We start from the raw sequence: 18,606 nt of genomic DNA, 5'->3' as shown, positions 1-18,606 counted from the left end.
CCCCCTTATACGTGAATTAATTGAATTTGCGGCAGTAGCTCCTCTACTTCTGCTTGCGTACATAGCTCTAATGAAAAGGCCGTAGCACTACCAGAAGCCACCCCATACCGAAATGCCTGCTGCACATCTCCCATGCGAAAATAACAACTCAAAAACCCTGCCACGACAGAGTCGCCTGCACCTACTGAATTTTTCAGTACACCCTTCGGTACATTTGCATAAAGCGCCAACTCCTTGCTGAATAACAAAGCACCAGCACCAGCCATTGAAACAATCACATGCTGTGCGCCCATTTCAACAAGTCGCTTCCCATAAGGAATTGCCTCTTCTATAGTTTCTATCGTGACATTAAATAACTCACCAAGCTCATGATGGTTCGGCTTAATTAAAAATGGGCTATTTGGCAAAACATTTAATAATACTTCGCCTGTTGTATCAACAACTACCTTCGCACCTTTTTGCGTCACTGTCGCTGCCATTGTTTCATAAATTGTTGCTGGCAGACACTGTGGAATACTTCCTGCTAATACAAGTACATCCCCATCAGCCAATCGATTAATTTTATTCAATAAATTTGCTAGCTCCAGCTCTTGAATTGTCGGTCCACGTCCATTGACTTCCGTCTCCTGTCCCGTCTTAAGCTTAATATTAATGCGCGTATCCTCTTGAACATGAACAAAATCCGTCGCTATTCCCTTTTGCTGTAAGGCATTCACAATATAATTACCTGTAAAGCCTCCTACAAATCCTAATGCCTTGCTATCTGTCCCTAATCGCTTCAACACTTGCGATACATTTATTCCTTTGCCCCCTGGAAATTTTGCTTCTTTTTGAATAAGATTGAGTGCACCTAGCTGAAAAGGTGTTACTTCCACGATATAATCAATAGATGGATTTAATGTCATCGTGTAAATCATGCTTCGACCACCTTTACTTTAGTTTTTGCATGCAATGTTTTTTGCATATTATTTTTAATTTCATTTGTAATAATTATCGCTTCCTGCAAGTCAGCTATTTTAGCAAAATATACTTCCTCGAATTTCGAAGCATCTACTAGCACATATGCTTCCCGCGCTAATTGTATAGCTGCTTTTTTAAGCATCGCTTCTTCTGGATCTGGCGTTGTATAGCCATATTCAAGGTGTACACCATTTGCCCCAATAAAGCATTTATCAAAACGATATTGCTCAAGGCTAATTAGCGCACCACGTCCAATCATTGCCTTTGTTTTATGCTTAATTGCACCACCGATTAAATAAGTTTTAATATTATTTTCTATTAATAAATCAAGATGATGCACACTGTTTGTGACAACAACTACTTCTTTCTGCTGTAAATAAGGAATCATTTCATAAACCGTCGTTCCAGCATCTAAATAAATGCAATCACCATCATCTACAAAGCTCGCTGCATAAGCAGCAAGTGCTTTTTTCTCCTGAAGGTTTTTGAAGGATTTTTCAGAAATACTTGGCTCAATTAATTTGCCTTGCAATCTTGAAGCGCCTCCATGAATGCGCTTTAATATTTTAGCGCGCTCTAATTGAATTAAATCTCTGCGGATTGTTGATTCGGACGCTTTCGTTATTTCAATTAATTCTTGCATCGTTACAATCTCTTGTTGTTTTAAAAGCTCACGAATTAAATGCTGTCGCTCAACTGTTAGCATCGTTCCACCCCCAACATACTATTAGCTATATAATAATTAGAATTATAAGATTAATCAACAACTTTATTTCAAATTCATTCAAAAAAATTCATATTTCTTCACAAAATCTTTTTGAAACTTCTATTTGTCTTCATACGTAGATAAAATTAGATTAAAGTAAAATTTTTATAGGGGATGATTTCATGGAGGACCGTAAAATTTTAAGTGCACTTAGTTATTTGAGTATCTTCTTTGCACCATTTATAGCGCCAATTATTGTATGGCTAGTATCGAAGGATGAAGAGGTTCGCTACCATGCAAAACGCGCACTGATTTCACATGTTATTCCTATTGTCATAGGGATTGCTGTAGGTGTTTTCTTTATCTTCACTACGATATTTGGTGGGGCACAGGAAGATGCGACTTTATTTTTTGCAGGCTTTGGTGGGATGCTGCTTTATGGATTAATTTATTTAGCATTCGTCATTTGGAATATCGTCCAAGCGGTGCTAGTATTCCGTAATGTTTAACGGCAGAGTTGGTAGGGTATAATAAAAGCACTAATTGAAAGCTTTCTCTGAATCAAAATAGAAGGAGCGAATATATTATGAAACTCGGTAAAATTGTAAAAACAGCTATAAAATGGGCACCAGTTGCTTATCCAATCATCAAAAAAATACTTAACGATAAGAAACAGCCTACCGTTCGCCGCAAATAATGTAACTCTTTCATCAATAACGGCTGTCTGGAAAGTAATGTAGTTCCGCGATAATTCGTCGCAAAAAATCTACAACTTCTAGACAGCCGTTTTTTTTATGCTATACACTTGGCACTTTAATCATGGTGCGACTATAGCCTTCCTTCAATTTCTCAACATGCAAAACAGTCGAAATGGCTGCCTTTAGCTCAGCTACATGAGAAATAACGCCAATCATGCGACCTGATTTTTGCAAGTCGATTAAAGTATCAATCGCACGCATTAATGATTCTTCATCAAGAGACCCGAAGCCTTCGTCAATAAACATCGTATCAATTTGCACATTGCCCTGAAAGCTTTGAATAATATCAGCCATGCCTAACGCTAAACATAGAGAGGCATTAAATTTCTCTCCACCGGACAATGATTTAACATCGCGAGTTTGCCCTGTATAGCTATCATATACGTCTAAGCTTAGCCCACTTTGTCGTCCATGCGATTCTTGGCGGTCAGAGCATACTAATTGATACTGCCCATTCGATAAATGTTTTAGGCGGTGATTCGCCGCCTCAGTAATTTGCTCTAAATAGCCCATTTGTACATAACGTTCGAAGGAAATTTTCCGCTGATTTTGCCCGCGCAACACATTATAAAGCATGATTACTTCATTCGCCGTTTGTGTTAACGAATGAATTTCATCCGCTATTTGCAATAGCTTGTCTTTATATTCTAAACAAAGTTGCTTGTAATTTTTTGAGGTATTGGCAGTTCGTAACGCCTCCTCATATGCCTCCTTATATGCTTGTAGCTGTTCCTGTGCAGCTGTTATATCTACCTTTTCTGCATTAGCTAATTGCTGCTTTTCTTGCTCGACAAACAACGTTAAAGCATGTAGCTCATTTGTATAGTTCATATATTCCTGTTGTAATTGCTGTATTTGCTGCTCTGTACGACATGAGCTGACAAACTCTTCCTCTGTCGTAAATCCTAATTCTTGTAGTTTCTTGTTGAATTGCTCCGTCACTAATACAAGCTTTTGCTGTAATTCTTCATGATGTGTAATTGATAGCGTGTACGTTTCTGTTATTTTTAAATAGCTAGCATAGGATTCATCATAATGCTTCTGCGCATTACTTAATGCTTGCTGTAATACAAAGAGCTGCTGTTGCTTTTGCTGATATGTATTCTCTAGCTGCTTGATGCTACTAATCGCTGATGGCATACTTAAACGTTTTTGCTCTAGTACCGTTTGCTGATGAATAAATCCATGTTGAACTTGCTGTAGCTGTTGCTCATTGTGTTTTTGCTCTTGTTCATGCTGAATAATTGTAAGCTGCATATCCTTTAGCTTTTGACGACAGTCTACTAAATTTCCTACTACATGTTGCAATTGTATGATTTCATTCTTGCCCTGCTGATAACGCGTTAAATAGGTGGACTCCTCAGCAATTTCAGCATCTAATTGCTGAAGCTGCTGTTGTAGCTGCTCTTGCCCTTGCAATACCAATTGATACTCTGTTGTAAGCTGCATACATTGCTTGTGTAGCTTGTCAGCTCGCTCTTTAAATAACTGTAATTGTTGTTGCTCCACTTGCTCAGTTGCACTGTCATTAATCGCAGGATGCTCCGTACTGCCACAAACCGGGCACGGTTCACCAGATACTAGCTCAAGTGCCAGCATATGCGCTTGATTTGCTAACCAACGCTCCATTTCTCGTTCATAATGTTGCTGAGCTTCCTCATATTGCTGATTTATATTTGTGAGCTGCTCAGCCAATTTCTGCTCCTTTGCAGTTGTATCTCCTAAGTTTTTAAATAGGGCTACCACTTCCTTCAGATATTGCTGCTGTTCTAATAATTTCGGTAGCCTTGCCACTTGCTCTTCTTGCTTTTCAATCGAATTTTGCTGTTCATTCATTTGTTGCTTCAATTTTTCAATCTGCTCATTAGCATGATGAATATTTTTTTGCTGTAAATGGAGCTGTTGCTGCTGCTTTTCAACAGCGCTGGCTAGCAATGCGATTTCCTCATAAAGCGGTTTGATTTTTTCTAGCTCCTTCAGCTCCTGCTGATATGTTAATCGTTCATTATCTCGTTCTTTTTCTGTTTGTAATATGGCATATGCTTGTTGCCGCTCTTGTTGTAACTGCTCTTTTTTTGCCAATAATGTCGTTAACATAGCCGCTTTATTAGCCTCTTCCTGCTGTAGCTGTGTACATTGTTCAGCTATTGGAATAAGCTGCTGTGCCTTCGTAGCCGCCTCATATTGCCTTTTCTTATTTTCAAATAATGCCTGCTCTAGCTTTTTAGCTGCAAGTTCCCGCTTCTTTTGCTCAAAATTCTCGATTCGCTCATTCAGTCGCTGCCATTCTAAAACGATTCTTTGCTGCTTCTCATGTTGTGCAAATGCTTCTTGATAATGCTTAACATCAGCATCTGCCTTCAATTCATAGTAGTGTAGCTCCTGCTCTAAAGCCTCATCAATTTGATATAAATTAGACTCATCTTGCAAACGCTCAAAAAGCAATGAATCGCGTTTCGGTAACGCTCCTACAAGTTGTTCTACATAGCTTTCACTGCGCGCAATAGCCATTTTTTGCTGCTGCTCAGCCTGTTGCTTTTTCTGTTCAAGTTTTTTAGCAATTTCTCCATAGCGCTCCGTCTTGAAGATTTTTCGTAAAATTGCCTCTTTATTATCTGATTGTGAGGTGAGCAGCTTGCGAAATTCACCTTGTGGTAACATAATAATCTGGCTAAATTGGTCGTAGGATAAGCCAATTAATTCCTCAATTTTTTTATTAATATCCGTTACTTTTTGTCGCTCAACAGCGGGTTGTTCTACCCCATTTTCTTGTAATCGCATAAATTCATATGCTTCGCCTGTCGCTGCCTTACGTCCCTTTTTTATATGCGCTAATTGACGCTTTACACGATACGTAGTACCGCGCACCTCAAAAACAAGCTCTACTGCTGTATGCACATCATCCTCAGCAAAATCACTGCGCATCGATTTATTTTCTTTACGATCTTGTCCACTTGCCGCACCATATAAAGCAAAGGTAATACCATCAAAAATAGTCGTCTTGCCTGCACCTGTTTGTCCAGATATCACAAATAAACGATGTTTTTGTAGCTCACTAAAATCGATTACCTCCTTATGCTTATATGGCCCGAATGCTTGAAGAGTCAAACGAATTGGCTTCATTTCACTTTTTCCTCCTCACGTTCTTCCTTTAAAAGCTCCTGTAAAGCTTCATCAAATAATTTGCATGCAATAGCTGAGGGTTCCTCGCCTGTCATTTCCTTCATAAAGCCTTGAAATAATGTACGTTCATCTAGTTGGTCACGCATTGGTATTTGCTCTTCATCACGTTCCAAAAACATTGCTTTTCTCTCCACATGCAATGCATTTTTATAAACTGTACGTATTTGTTCCATTGCACCAATTACTGGTGTCGTATCAATTAGACGAACAAAAACATAGTCCTCACTTTCTTGATGGCGTAAAATTTCCTGCAAAGTACCCTCTACAATACGTAAATCTTTGCGAGGAATAAGTGGGCGTTTCGTTACGGTAACTGTACCATCAGCGGCTAAGTCTATAATTAGGAAGCCTTTTTCATGATTAGCTTCTGATGCTGAATACTTAAGAGGTGAGCCTGCATAACGTATCGTTTCATTCAGCACATAATGTGCGCGATGTAAATGCCCTAACGCCGTATAATGAAATGGTGCAAAATAATGGGCATCGACACATTCTGAGCCACCGATAACCAACGGTCGCTCTGAGTCGCTTGTATTCTCTTGCTTATCACCATTTGGTGTTACGAAGGCATGGGCAATAGCTATATGGCGTGCATCCGAATTTAAAGTTGGCATAATTTGCTCAATCACTTTTTTCATCGCTTCATCGTATGTAGTGATGCTATCATCCTGCAATATGGTCTTTACTATTGCTGGCTCCGTAAATGGAATGAAGTGAAAATGAACTTCACCATGTTCATCATTTAAAATGACTGGCTGCCATATAGCATTTATCTCTCCAGCGATATGTAAGCCTGCTCGTTCCATTAACTGACGTCCAAACTGTAAGCGAGTAGGACTATCATGATTGCCCGCAATAGCTAGAACAGGAATTTTTCGCTGCAATGCAATTTTACTTAATATATCATCTAATAAATCCACTGCCTCTACTGGAGGTATGGCACGGTCATACAAATCACCAGCGATAATAACAGCATCCGGCTGTTCTTCATCAATCGCTGCAATAAACTGCTCTAAAATAAAGCGCTGCTCGTCTGTCATATATACACCTTGTACAAGCTTTCCTAAATGCCAGTCTGCCGTATGAAAAATTTTCATGATAGCAACTCCTTATAAAAAATCAATAGGGGTGTTTGAAAAGTCAATACACACCGACTTTTCAAACACCCCTTATACTACTAATAATTTGGCGTCAATGCACCTTTTGTGATGTCTTCCATATAGTGACATGCCGCTTGATGGCCTTCTTTCATCAAGTCAGATGTACGTAACACTGGCTCCTCTGTACGACATTTATCTGTCGCAAATGGACAGCGCGTATGGAAACGACAGCCGTTTGGCGGGTCGATTGGTGATGGTACATCACCTTTTAAAATAACCCGCTCTTTTTTAGCATCTGGATCTGGAACAGGAATTGCTGATAGTAATGCTTTCGTATATGGGTGCTGTGGATTTTCAAACAAGCTAACCTTATCTGCAATCTCTACAATTTTCCCTAAATACATAACGATAATACGGTCTGAAATATGTCGTACTACCCCTAAATCATGCGAGATAAATAAATATGTTAAGCCATATTCATTTTGTAATTCCTCTAATAAGTTTAAAACCTGTGCCTGAATCGATACGTCTAGTGCAGATACCGCCTCATCACAAATAATTAGCTTTGGATTTACAGAAAGCGCACGCGCAATACCAATACGTTGACGCTGACCACCAGAGAATTCATGTGGATAACGGTCCGCTTGATATGGACGTAAACCTACCGTTTCCAAAAGCTCCTCGATGCGCGCACGTCGCTGATTGGTTGGCAATACATTTTGAATTTGCATCGCCTCGTTCAGAACAGACGCTACTGTTTGACGCGGATTTATCGAAGCGTAAGGGTCCTGAAAAATAATTTGTAAATCTTTGCGGAACTTACGCATTTCTCCTTTAGAAATCTTAGTTAAATCTGTACCTTGGAACTCTACAACACCTTCTGTAGGCTCCTCCAATCTTAAAATAGCACGGCCAGTTGTTGATTTACCGCAACCTGATTCTCCTACAATACTTACAGTTTCACCTTCATAAACTGTAAATGAAACACCATCCAGTGCTTTTACGTGGTTCACTGTACGACCAAGAAAGCCACCTTTAATCGGGAAGTATTGCTTTAATCCCTCAACCTTTAACAGTTCTTTTTTCGCCATATAGCGTCACCTCCGAATCGCCATCCCACTCTTCTGAGTACATCCAGCAACGAATTTGCTCGTTATTGCCCTTCTTTTCAAGCACAGGTGGCTTAGTATGACAACCCTCTGTAGCCACTGGGCAACGTGGTGCAAAACGACAGCCTATAGGCATTTCGTGTGGGCTTGGCACCATTCCTTTAATCGGAATAAGCTTTTCTTGATCCACATCGTGACGCGGTAAAGAGTTTAGTAGCCCCAGTGTATATGGATGCTTCGGATTTTTAAATAACGTACGTACATCCGAATATTCTACTACCTGACCTGCATACATAACAGCTACATAGTCACATGTTTCTGCTACTACACCTAGGTCATGTGTAATCATAATTACAGACATGCCTAAGCGATTTTGTAAATCACGAATAAGCTCTAAAATTTGCGCTTGAATTGTTACGTCAAGAGCAGTTGTTGGTTCATCCGCAATTAAAATTTCTGGGTCACACGCCAATGCCATGGCAATCATAACACGTTGACGCATCCCCCCTGAAAGCTCATGCGGATACTGTTTTACACGCTTTTCAGGAGAAGGAATTCCTACAAGTTTCAGCATATCTACCGATTGCTTCATTGCCTCTTGCTTGGAAATCTTTTTATGAATAATAAGTGTTTCACTTATTTGTTGTCCTACTGTATAAACAGGGTTTAACGAAGTCATCGGCTCCTGGAAAATCATTGAAATTTGATTTCCTCGAATATCACGCATTTGTTTATCCGATAGCTTCAGTAAATCTTTTCCTTTGAAAAGAATCTCGCCATCTTTAATCTTCCCGTTTTTCGCTAAAAGGCGAAGAATTGATAAAGATGTAATACTTTTACCTGAACCAGATTCCCCCACAATACCAATTGTTTTTCCTTTTGGTACGACAAAGCTGACACCATCAACCGCACGTACCTCACCACCGTCAGTTGAAAAAACAGTTTGTAAGTCATTCACTTCTAAAATATTTTCTAATTGTTGTGTCACAATGATTCACCTCATTTCACCTTAAACTAATTCAAGTCGATTCGTTTATTTAAGAATTTATATGAAATATCTACAAGTAAGTTTACTAGTACGAAAATGACCGAAATAACTAGTACGGTTCCTTGCACAATTGGGAAATCCCGCTGCCTAATCGCATCGATTGTTAGACGTCCCATACCGTTAATTGCAAAAATCGTTTCTGTTAAGACCGCTCCACCTAAGAAGCCACCAAATTCAAGTCCAATTACTGTTACTACAGGAATTAAAGCATTTTTAAGTGCATGTCGATAAATAACAATACGCTCTGAAACCCCTTTTGCACGAGCTGTACGAATATAATCTTGTCCGATTACTTCAAGCATAGAGGAACGGGTCATACGAGCGATAATAGCTGCTCCACCAGTACCTAACGTAATAACTGGCAGCACCATTTGTCGCCATGACTCACCCCAACCAGAAGGTCGCATTTGAACAATTTCGAAGAGCCATTCAGGCATAGGTATACCGAATGGTAAATTCCCTAATGCGAACCATTGAATTAATACTAAACCGAGCCAGAAGTTCGGCATAGATAAACCGAATAAGGCGATAATCATTATGAAAATATCTGTTAATGTGTAATGGCGTACAGCAGAAACAATACCTGCAATTAAGCCAATAAACACAGCCAAAACCGTTGAATATACTGCTAATTCTACCGTAATCCAAAAGCGAGCTGAAATTTCATCCATTACAGGGCGACCACTACGAACTGAGTTTCCTAAGTCCCCTTTTACCGCACTTGTCAGAAAGCGACCATACTGTACATATGCTGGGTCATTTAACCCTAATTTCTCACGTAGATTTTCAATTGTTTGCTCTGAAGCTCCTTCACCAGCCATTACGCGTGCAGGATCCCCAGGAATAAGGAACATCAATGAAAATACTAAAATCGATACCCCAAGTAATACTGGAATCGTTTGTAACAAACGACGAATAATATATTTTGTCATAGCTGCCCCTCCTTTATTGCTTCATTTTTGGATCTAGTGCATCACGTAGACCGTCTCCGAATATATTAAATGCTAATACAACAATAACAATCATCATACCCGGGAACATTACCATATGACTTGCATTATGCATATAAGTACGCCCTTCGTTTAACATTGCGCCCCATTCAGGCTCTGGCGGCTGTGCACCTAAACCTAGGAAAGCTAAACCAGAGGCAGTTAAAATAGCTGTTGCAATACGCATTGTTGCTTGAACAATAATTGGTGACATAATATTAGGTAAAATATGTAGGAAAATAATACGCCCATCACTTGCACCGAGTGCCTTTACAGCATCTATATATTCCAATTTTTTCACTTGCAGCGTAGATCCCCGAACAATTCGGGCAAATGCTGGCACAGAGAAAATACCTACCGCAATAATTACATTTGTTAAGCTACCACCTAATACAGATACAATTGCTAATGCTAATAAAATACCTGGGAAAGCAAGCAGAATATCCATAAGGCGCATCGTAATCGTATCAACTAGTCCACCATAATAACCAGCAACGATTCCTAATACTACACCGATAACTCCACCGATAAATACTGATAAAAACCCTACCTTCAATGTGAGTTGTGTACCGAAAATAATACGAGTAAATATATCTCGTCCAAAATTATCAGTTCCAAACCAATGGTCCTTTGATGGTGGTTGAAGTTTATTCACTAAATTTTGCGCATTTGGATCTGTTTTCAAAAACATTGGACCAAATATACCGACTAGTATAATGAATAAAATAATTAAGCCCCCAACTACTGCAGCCTTATTTTTCAGCAATCTCTTTGAGAAGGTTTTAAAAGCCTCTACTCGTGGATTACTTCTTGTTGCGCTTGAAACCTTTTCAGTTTGCACGCTCATTGTGATCACCCTTTCATTAATCAAACTGTTCAGATAATTGCATTTATCGTTAGATACCTCGGCTTAAAATGCATTCAGACCATTTAAGTGAATATACAAAAATCTGTTACATCCGCCAAATACTTATCTTACCATGCAGCGGGAGCTTTCTCCTCTTAAATATTAAATATTTGTCTTATTGCTGTAAACATAGCACACAACTACTATACTTACTTGCTGGTGCAACACCCTTTAGTCCACATAGTTACGGTGATTTGTACAACAGAAGAAGTATATGCTGACGCTTTTTTACACCAAAAAACATTTGCTGAATGAAGATAAAATTTAATCAGTATGAATAACAGTATATATATGAATATAGTGCCTTTTCAATAGTTTTTTTGATTGTTTGAAATATAAAATTACTTTTTGGTGAATAATTAGTTTGACAAAATTCGATATTTTTCACTATAAGACCTTATGAAAACACGCGCTTTGAAAGGGTTTTCATAAAAGTTTTTTTAAGTTGTAAACGCTTATCTGCTAATTGAATTCAGAGAAAAATCTTTATTTTTAAACAATTGATTGCCTGTTAATAAAAAGGTATGGTATATTCTAACCAGATGTTACAAAAACGTAATATTCTAGAATAATTTTTTTGAAGGGGGATTTTCCATATGACATTTTCAAAAAAGTCACTATGGTTACTCTTCTTAACTTTAACGCTAACACTTGTTTTAGCAGCTTGTGGTGGCGATAAGAAAGAAGAGACAGACAACGGTGGTACTTCAAACAACAACGAAGGATCACAATCGGAAGGAAGCGAAACAGCAACTGAAGCTGGTGGCGATTTAATTATTGCTGAATTATCTGATGCTCAATCTTTAGATCCACACGGTTCAAATGATGTGTCATCTTCAAACGTTCAAAGTAATATTTATGAAACTTTAGTAGTACGTGATGCTAACGGTGATTTAGCACCTGGTTTAGCTGAGTCTTGGACACAAGTTGATGATTTAACTTGGGAATTCAAATTACGCTCTGGTATCACTTTCCACGATGGCGAAGCATTCAATGCTGATGCTGTTAAGAAGAACTTTGATCGCGTATTAGACCCAGAAGTTGGTTCTCCACGTGCATTCTTATACGAAATGGTTACAGAAGTAAAAGTAGTTGATGAAACAACTGTACAATTTATTACAGAATACCCATTCTCACCATTACTTGCTCATTTAACGCATAACGGTGGTGGCATCATTTCTCCAAAATCAATTGATGCTGACTACGCTGCAATGACAGGTGATACAGCAGCAGGTTCTGTAATCGGTACAAACCCAGTTGGTACTGGTCCATTCAAATTTGTTTCTTGGGCACCAGGTAATGAAATTAAATTAGAGAAATTTGCAGAATACTGGGATACACCAGCACATGTTGACACTGTAACAATTAAAGTAGTTCCAGAAATGGCTACACGTGTTGCTGAGCTACAATCAGGCAATGCTCATATTATCGGTACTGTTGAGCCTAACCAAGTGGCAAACGTAAACGCTTCAGGCGTTGCAACTGTTGATGAAACACCATCAACATCTTTAACTTATATCGGTTTCAATACACAAAAAGCACCATTTGATAACAAGCTTGTTCGTCAAGCAATTTCAAAAGCAATTGACCGTCAAACTCTAATTGATGGGATTTATGAAGGTTTCGGTATTCCAGCTATTAGCCCTATTTCACCAGGCGTTTTTGGCTATACTGAAGATGTAACACCAACTGAATTTGACCTTGAAGGTGCAAAAGCTTTACTAGCTGAAGCAGGCTATCCTGATGGCTTCAAAACTACAATTTGGACGAATGATAACCCAGCTCGTCAAAACGTAGCAATCGTTCTACAACAGGCTTTAAAAGAGTTAAACATTGATGTAAACATCGAAGTAATGGAGTGGGGCGCATATTTAGAAAAAACAGCTGCTGGAGAGCATGATATGTTCATCCTAGGATGGTCAAATGCTACTGGTGATGCTGACTACGGTCTATATGCATTATTCCATTCTTCTCAACATGGTGACCCGGGTAACCGTTCATTCTTCACAAGCACTGAAGTTGATCAGTTATTAGATGCTGGTCGTCGTGAAGCAGACCAAGATGCTCGTCAAGGTATCTACAATGACGCAATTAAGATGATTTCAGACGAAGCGCCAATGGCATTCGTTTTACACCCATCAGTTTTAACAGGTGTGTCTGACAAAGTTACTGGCTTCCGCGTAACTTCTGACAGCATTTACCACTTAAAAGACGTTAAAATTAGCCAATAATCGCTAATAATAACCGAAAAAGCTACCTCGGAAATCGCTAGGCGATTTTCCAAGGTAGCTTTTTATTTCCGTATTTAAACAATTCACTTCCCTAAAACGGGCTCATTCGCATATCCAATTCTGTTGTTATTTTTTCTATTTGTAGCAAACTTTCAAATGACAATGGGTTTGGCTGTGGTAACTGCTTTTTTGTTAATAGTGTCTGATTAAATTTTTGTAAAAATGCATTCGCCATCACTAAATAGCCTTCCATTGTCGGATGGACATCTGAAATATTTGGCAAGTACGCTTTGGCATTTGCTGCAAAGACTTGTTCAACGGCAATAAAATATGCGCCATACTGCTCAGCTTGCTGCTGTAAAATTTGGTTTAACATACGTAGCTGCTGCTGTGTGCCTTCCATTTGTGTAGGATGTACATGCGGGTATGGGAAGTAATAGCCCATTACATAGATTGTAGCATGTGGTGCATATTGCTCTAGCTTCTCTAAAAGTACTCCTATATTTTGGCGTACTTGATTCAAAGAAAAATCGGCTGTTAGCTGCGAAAAGCTCAATGTACCTGCCTGCGGGCGATGCTGTACAATTTGCAATAAATCATTCGCTCCTGCTGATATTGTAATGACTGTCGCCTTTGCCAACAACGCTTGCGCATCTGGCTGTTCTATACGTTGTAAAACATTCGCTACTGTGTAGCCTGGAAATGTTAATTCCTTTGAGTAATATTGCAGCTCGTTCGTCAATGCGAGCTGCATCGCAATTAAATCAGTGTATCCTGTATCAATTTGTCGGTAAGGGGTTTGCCCAGCAGCTAGCGAATCTCCTAGCGGAATATATACTTCTTGCGCCTGCACTGTTGTAGCACCAACAAACAGCAATGTAACAATGAGCCATTTTTTCATTGCCTCACCTGCTTAAAGTGCCCAGCTTCCTTGACGGAAAATTGGCTCATATGTGCCATCCTCTAATTCACCGTCAATATCCATCTCACCACTACCAATCATAAAGTCCTCATGTGTAATAGATGTGTTGATACCTAACGATTCAAGCTGAGCTTGTTCAAGCTCACGTCCACCTTCGTAGCAGGTCGGATATGCTTCACCAATCGCTAAATGATTTGATGCATTTTCATCAAACAATGTGTTGTAATACAAAATATTTGAAGCTGAAATCGGCGATTCATGTGGTACTAAAGCAACTTCGCCTAAATAGCACGAGCCTTCGTCCGCATGAATTAATTCCTGCAACAGTTCATTACCAACCTCTGCCTTCGCAGCGGTAATTTTCCCCGCCTCAAACGTCAACGTAAATTGGTCAATGATGTTCCCTTTATAAACTAGGGGCTTCGTATTTGATACTGTGCCGTTTACACCATATTTCGCTGGCAGCGTGTATACTTCCTCCGTTGGCATATTAGCAATAAAAATTGTTCCTTGTGGGGTTTTACTACTACCGCATTGCCAAATATGCTTCTCCGGTAGCTCGATTGTTAAATTTGTACCAGATGCTTTGTAATGTAGCTTTTTATATTTTTTACTATTTAACTTTTCGGCTCTCGCCTCCAGATTTGCAATATGGTTTTGCCATTGCGCCACAGCATTTCCTTGCCCAATATGCACCGTTGCAAAAATTGCCTCCCATAAAGCGTTTACTTGCTTATCTGCAGCCAAGCTTGGAAATACTTTTGCCGCCCATTTTGTAGATGGTACAGCAATAATCGACCATGCAATATCATCATTCATTACCGCTTTTCGATAATTCACAAGCGCACTTCCTGCTGCCTTTTGCTGTGTGGCAAGTTTTGCTACATCAATACCTGCTAATAAGTCTGGGTCCTCAGCATCAATCCATAATAATGCTCCTTGACGTGCAATTAATTCCTCACGCTGTGCAACAATCCACTGTGGAAACTTGTCAATCTCCTCTGTTGTTGCATGCTCAAAAAATGCGCGCTCAAATACTGCATCCGTTAAATTAACATGTACACGCCCTGCACCTGCCTCATATGCTTTTTCTACAACTAAGCGTGTAAAATCTAACGTATCTGTCGATGTATTAATTAATAAATACTGCCCCTGTTGAATGTTTACCCCTACGCGCACAGCTAGCTCCGCGTACTCAGCTAATTTCTCCTCAAATGTCATAGTAAATTTCCCCTTTATTTGTTAATTGTTTTTGAGTTTCCTTCGATTAGCTCACCTTTATGCCATATCTTTTGAATCGCTTTAAGTCCTAGTTCACGCAGCCATTTCTTATATGTTTTTTCATCGCGATATGATAGCAATGTCAACACTTCACCATCTGCACCAGCACGCCCTGTTCGACCAGAGCGGTGCGTATACTGCTCAATTGTACGGGGAACATCTACATGTATAACATGTGTTAATCCGGTAATATCTAATCCTCGTGCGGCAATATCTGTAGCAATTAAAATGCGAGCTTCGCCTTTGCGAAATGCATCTAATGTTTTCTTGCGCTCTTCCTTTTTCATATCAGAATGAAGCGCAACTATCGGTGCTTCTTTATAGGATAATTTACTTTGCTTCATTAGCACTTGATCAATATTATTAGCAAATGCTAATGCACGCACACCCGAAATATTTGCTAAGCGACGTAGCAAATCTGTTTTATCTCGCTCATCCACCTTTATAAATGAATGAACAATCTTACCGACCTTGACCATATCTTCAGGCTTAATTTTAATATTTACTGGCTCAAACATTAGTCGTTCTGCTACAATTTCAATTTCCTCTGTAATTGTCGCCGACACGACAACAACTTGGCGCCCATATGCTGCCCCATCTATAAATGACTTTACAACAACGCGATATTCACGGCTTAATAGCTGATCACACTCATCAAGTACAACCGTTTCAATTTCTTTTAATTTTAGCTTTCCCGAACGGGCTAGCTCATTTAAGCGCCCTGGCGTACCTACAACAATTGTCGGCTTTTTTTTCAGCTTTTCAATTTGACGGGCTGCATTTGCTCCACCAATTAATTGCTGGACGGTAATTTCTGACCCTTCAGTCCACTCACGTATGACATTTACAATTTGCATTGCTAGCTCTTGCGATGGTGCAACGATAAGTGCCTGTGTCTGTTTTTTGCTACCGTTTACTTTATTTAAAATCGGAAGTACATATGCTAATGTTTTTCCTGAACCAGTTGGTGATTCTGCTACGATATCTTTCCCATCTAGCATTGCTGGAATCATTTCCTGCTGAATTTTCATTTCTTGCTCAAATGTCCACTTTTTTTGTAATGTTTCATTTAATAATTGAATCGCCGACATGATTATACCCACCTTCATCTTACTTATTGTATTAGTTAGTGTATCACATTTTTTCATATAAACGATAGCGTCCCAAATGCTCGCGGTTGCTGACATTTGGGACGCTATCGGTGATTTGCCTTTTAAAAGAGTTACTACACGCCTTTAATTATTTACTTCATAGCCACATACAATAATCGCTGCTTCTGCAAGAACGAGTAGTGAGTCAATATAGCCTGCCCCTAAACGCAGCTCCTTATTAACGATTGATAGCTCCGTACAGCCTAACACAATAAAATCGCATTGCTGCTGCCACAATTCCTCTTCAATTGGTTGCCACAATTCCCTACTCACATCTTTGCCTGCTTTCACATAATCATAAATAACAGTCATTAACTGTTGCTGCATTGCCTTTTTTAGCAAAACTGGCTCAATATCTACCTCTTGCAATGCTTGTTGATATACGCCTGCCGCTAAAGTGCCATCTGTCGCTAAAACCCCTACTCTCTTTGCCCTATGCTTACTTGCACGTTTAGCCGTCTCTCGAATCATATGCAAAATCGGCACAGGACAAGCTTCCTGCATATCGTCATAAAAAGTATGCGCCGTATTGCATGGGATACAAATAATATCAGCACCATATGCAGCAAGCTTTTGTGCATCTCGCTGCAAGTATGGTACAGGGTTTTCTTTTGTTCTATCTAAAATATAAGCCGTGCGATCAGGAATTGTTGTGTCATTATCGATGATTGTGTGTATATGCTCTTGGTCTTTATTTGCTAGCGTTCGGCGCACAATCATTTCGCCGATAAACATTGTTGCAAGCGGACCTACACCGCCAATAATACCTAGTGTTTTTTTCATCTATTCAGTCAAACCTTTATTGTTAAAGTATTTCTTATATTTTCGATAGTAATTTAAGCTGTTGAGTGTAAGCTTTGCCCAACGCTTCATATTCATATCCTTGCTATAAAATAAGGAGTTAGTAAATTTCCCTTGACGAATTAAGCTTTTCGCTTCCATTTTCATTTTTTCATTGGAAGCATATTTGAACAATACGCCTTTCGGAATAATCATCCATAAATGAGGGTTGTCGCCATATGTTAACTGCTGCTTAATATTTAACATATAATCATCCGCGACATATTTCATTAAATTATAGCCAGCCGCTGTTACATAATAGCTAGAGCGACCGTTACGTAAATTGATTTCAAATAGCTTATACTGTCCATCACGCGTATCGTATTTCATATCAAAGTTAGCAAAGCCTGTGTAGCCAATATCCTCTAAAAAGAAGCGTACTTGGTCCATTAACTCCTTATCATACGTCGTAATAATCGCTGCATAGCTCCCAATACCTTCGGGTGAATGCTCCTCTAAAATTGGGTTGCCTAAGCACATTAGCTTCACTTTTCCATCCTTCCCTACATACGCATTAAGTACACGCATATACGAATCATCGCCGGGAATAAACTCCTGAATAATTAATGTATCCTGATAGCTCGATTGATAAATTGCCTTTAAAATAGCCTTTTGCTCAGCCTCATCATGCGCTACGAATACTTTCTTTTTTCCTGGGAATGAGCAGGCCCAATAAGCTACCGAGTTCGAGGCTTTAATAATAATTGGGTAGCTAAAAGGGGGCTCAAAATGCTCATAGTTTTCCACTGTCACGGTTGTTGTGCCCGGATATTTAAAGCCATATTTATCACACATTTTATAGAAGTTTTCCTTCAATAAAATTTGATCCATTAGCTCTTCATCGATACACGGCACGGTGAAATAGTTTTGTAGTGCTGGTTTATTTTTAATAATTAATTTTGCATAATCATCACCACAGGCTAATAGTAACAGTTTTTTCCCCTCATATTGCTGTGCGATTTTTTCTAAGGCAGGTAAAAATACATCATCTTCATTTAAACGGTCAATTGCTTGGAAGTTTAAAATACTGCTATCTTGCGTGGCTGTTAAATGTGAGCGCCCTAGTACAAGCGGGCGAATACCGTATGCCTCAAAAAAAGAACGAGCCATACCATAAGCGTTCATATCTGATCCTAATAATATTGGTAAAAATGGTTGTTCCATTGATTTTTTCAACTCTCTTTATTTTGTTTTATAGGCTTTAGTGTATCATATTTTAGCCATTTCTTACGCAAAAACTCTTTACAAAAAGACAAAAACATAAAAACAGGCTATTATATTTATAGCAAAAATGTGGATTCACCTTCCCTAGCTTAAATCTGTATTTTCAACTTCTTTCAGCGGATGTTTGGACACCCGCTGATATAGAAGAACTCAGCCTAAAACAAGTGCGTGCTAAGATAACGACTGAGTGACTAACA

16 protein-coding genes are annotated in these 18,606 nt (G+C 39.1%); 3 read left to right on the top strand and 13 right to left on the bottom strand.

The window, feature by feature from the left end:
* Positions 1–5 precede the first annotated feature (5 nt).
* Entirely contained in the window at positions 6–917 is a 912-nt protein-coding gene (pfkB, locus tag MHH70_RS15075; protein ID WP_342471872.1) for a 1-phosphofructokinase, read from the bottom strand.
* Positions 914–1,666, bottom strand: a complete 753-nt coding sequence (locus MHH70_RS15070; RefSeq protein WP_342471871.1) for a DeoR/GlpR family DNA-binding transcription regulator — start codon at positions 1,664–1,666, stop codon at positions 914–916. The genes pfkB and MHH70_RS15070 overlap by 4 nt, the downstream gene beginning before the upstream one ends.
* Positions 1,667–1,848: 182 nt before the next feature.
* Here MHH70_RS15070 and MHH70_RS15065 point away from each other — a divergent pair, with 182 nt between their 5' ends.
* Positions 1,849–2,175 (top strand): DUF4870 domain-containing protein, encoded by a 327-nt coding sequence (locus MHH70_RS15065; RefSeq protein ID WP_066164752.1) that lies wholly within the window; start codon positions 1,849–1,851, stop codon positions 2,173–2,175.
* A 77-nt stretch (positions 2,176–2,252) separates the two neighbouring features.
* Positions 2,253–2,363: a hypothetical protein gene (locus MHH70_RS15060; protein ID WP_235616092.1), complete on the top strand. Its 111-nt coding sequence runs from the start codon at positions 2,253–2,255 to the stop codon at positions 2,361–2,363.
* A 100-nt stretch (positions 2,364–2,463) separates the two neighbouring features.
* Here the strand turns inward: MHH70_RS15060 and MHH70_RS15055 are convergent, their stop codons facing one another.
* The 6 genes from MHH70_RS15055 to nikC form a co-directional block, all read right to left on the bottom strand.
* On the bottom strand, positions 2,464–5,547 hold the full coding sequence (locus tag MHH70_RS15055; protein ID WP_342471870.1) for an SMC family ATPase: 3,084 nt from the start codon (positions 5,545–5,547) through the stop codon (positions 2,464–2,466).
* Positions 5,544–6,704: an exonuclease SbcCD subunit D gene (locus MHH70_RS15050; RefSeq protein WP_342471869.1), complete on the bottom strand. Its 1,161-nt coding sequence runs from the start codon at positions 6,702–6,704 to the stop codon at positions 5,544–5,546. Before MHH70_RS15050 ends, MHH70_RS15055 begins: the two co-directional genes overlap by 4 nt.
* Positions 6,705–6,784: 80 nt before the next feature.
* Complete coding sequence (locus MHH70_RS15045) at positions 6,785–7,798, bottom strand: dipeptide ABC transporter ATP-binding protein (RefSeq protein ID WP_107943630.1); 1,014 nt, start codon at positions 7,796–7,798, stop codon at positions 6,785–6,787.
* Positions 7,770–8,804, bottom strand: coding sequence for an ABC transporter ATP-binding protein (locus MHH70_RS15040; RefSeq protein WP_107943629.1), 1,035 nt, complete (start codon positions 8,802–8,804; stop codon positions 7,770–7,772). The genes MHH70_RS15045 and MHH70_RS15040 overlap by 29 nt, the downstream gene beginning before the upstream one ends.
* 26 nt (positions 8,805–8,830) lie before the next feature.
* Positions 8,831–9,796: an ABC transporter permease gene (locus MHH70_RS15035; protein WP_066164738.1), complete on the bottom strand. Its 966-nt coding sequence runs from the start codon at positions 9,794–9,796 to the stop codon at positions 8,831–8,833.
* Between the two features lie 13 nt (positions 9,797–9,809).
* Positions 9,810–10,700, bottom strand: coding sequence for a nickel transporter permease (gene nikC, locus MHH70_RS15030; protein WP_107943628.1), 891 nt, complete (start codon positions 10,698–10,700; stop codon positions 9,810–9,812).
* Positions 10,701–11,356: 656 nt separating this feature from the next.
* Here nikC and MHH70_RS15025 point away from each other — a divergent pair.
* Positions 11,357–12,991: a glutathione ABC transporter substrate-binding protein gene (locus MHH70_RS15025; RefSeq protein WP_342471868.1), complete on the top strand. Its 1,635-nt coding sequence runs from the start codon at positions 11,357–11,359 to the stop codon at positions 12,989–12,991.
* A gap of 91 nt (positions 12,992–13,082) precedes the next feature.
* Here MHH70_RS15025 and MHH70_RS15020 read toward each other — a convergent pair whose 3' ends face one another.
* The 5 genes from MHH70_RS15020 to MHH70_RS15000 all read right to left on the bottom strand — a co-directional run bounded on the left by MHH70_RS15020 (position 13,083) and on the right by MHH70_RS15000 (position 18,349).
* Positions 13,083–13,892, bottom strand: a complete 810-nt coding sequence (locus MHH70_RS15020; RefSeq protein ID WP_342471867.1) for an SGNH/GDSL hydrolase family protein — start codon at positions 13,890–13,892, stop codon at positions 13,083–13,085.
* A 12-nt stretch (positions 13,893–13,904) separates the two neighbouring features.
* Positions 13,905–15,134, bottom strand: coding sequence for an aminopeptidase (locus MHH70_RS15015; protein ID WP_342471866.1), 1,230 nt, complete (start codon positions 15,132–15,134; stop codon positions 13,905–13,907).
* 14 nt (positions 15,135–15,148) lie between these two features.
* On the bottom strand, positions 15,149–16,285 hold the full coding sequence (locus tag MHH70_RS15010; protein ID WP_066164724.1) for a DEAD/DEAH box helicase: 1,137 nt from the start codon (positions 16,283–16,285) through the stop codon (positions 15,149–15,151).
* 144 nt (positions 16,286–16,429) lie between these two features.
* On the bottom strand, positions 16,430–17,128 hold the full coding sequence (locus tag MHH70_RS15005) for an amino acid racemase (protein WP_342471865.1): 699 nt from the start codon (positions 17,126–17,128) through the stop codon (positions 16,430–16,432).
* Positions 17,129–18,349, bottom strand: coding sequence for an ATP-grasp domain-containing protein (locus MHH70_RS15000; protein ID WP_342471864.1), 1,221 nt, complete (start codon positions 18,347–18,349; stop codon positions 17,129–17,131).
* Positions 18,350–18,606 lie beyond the last annotated feature (257 nt).

This window comes from Metasolibacillus sp. FSL H7-0170, from assembly GCF_038593115.1.
Lineage (GTDB): Bacteria > Bacillota > Bacilli > Bacillales_A > Planococcaceae > Metasolibacillus > Metasolibacillus fluoroglycofenilyticus.
Note: the sequence above shows the minus strand (reverse complement) of the source record. Positions and strands in the feature narration are given on the sequence as shown.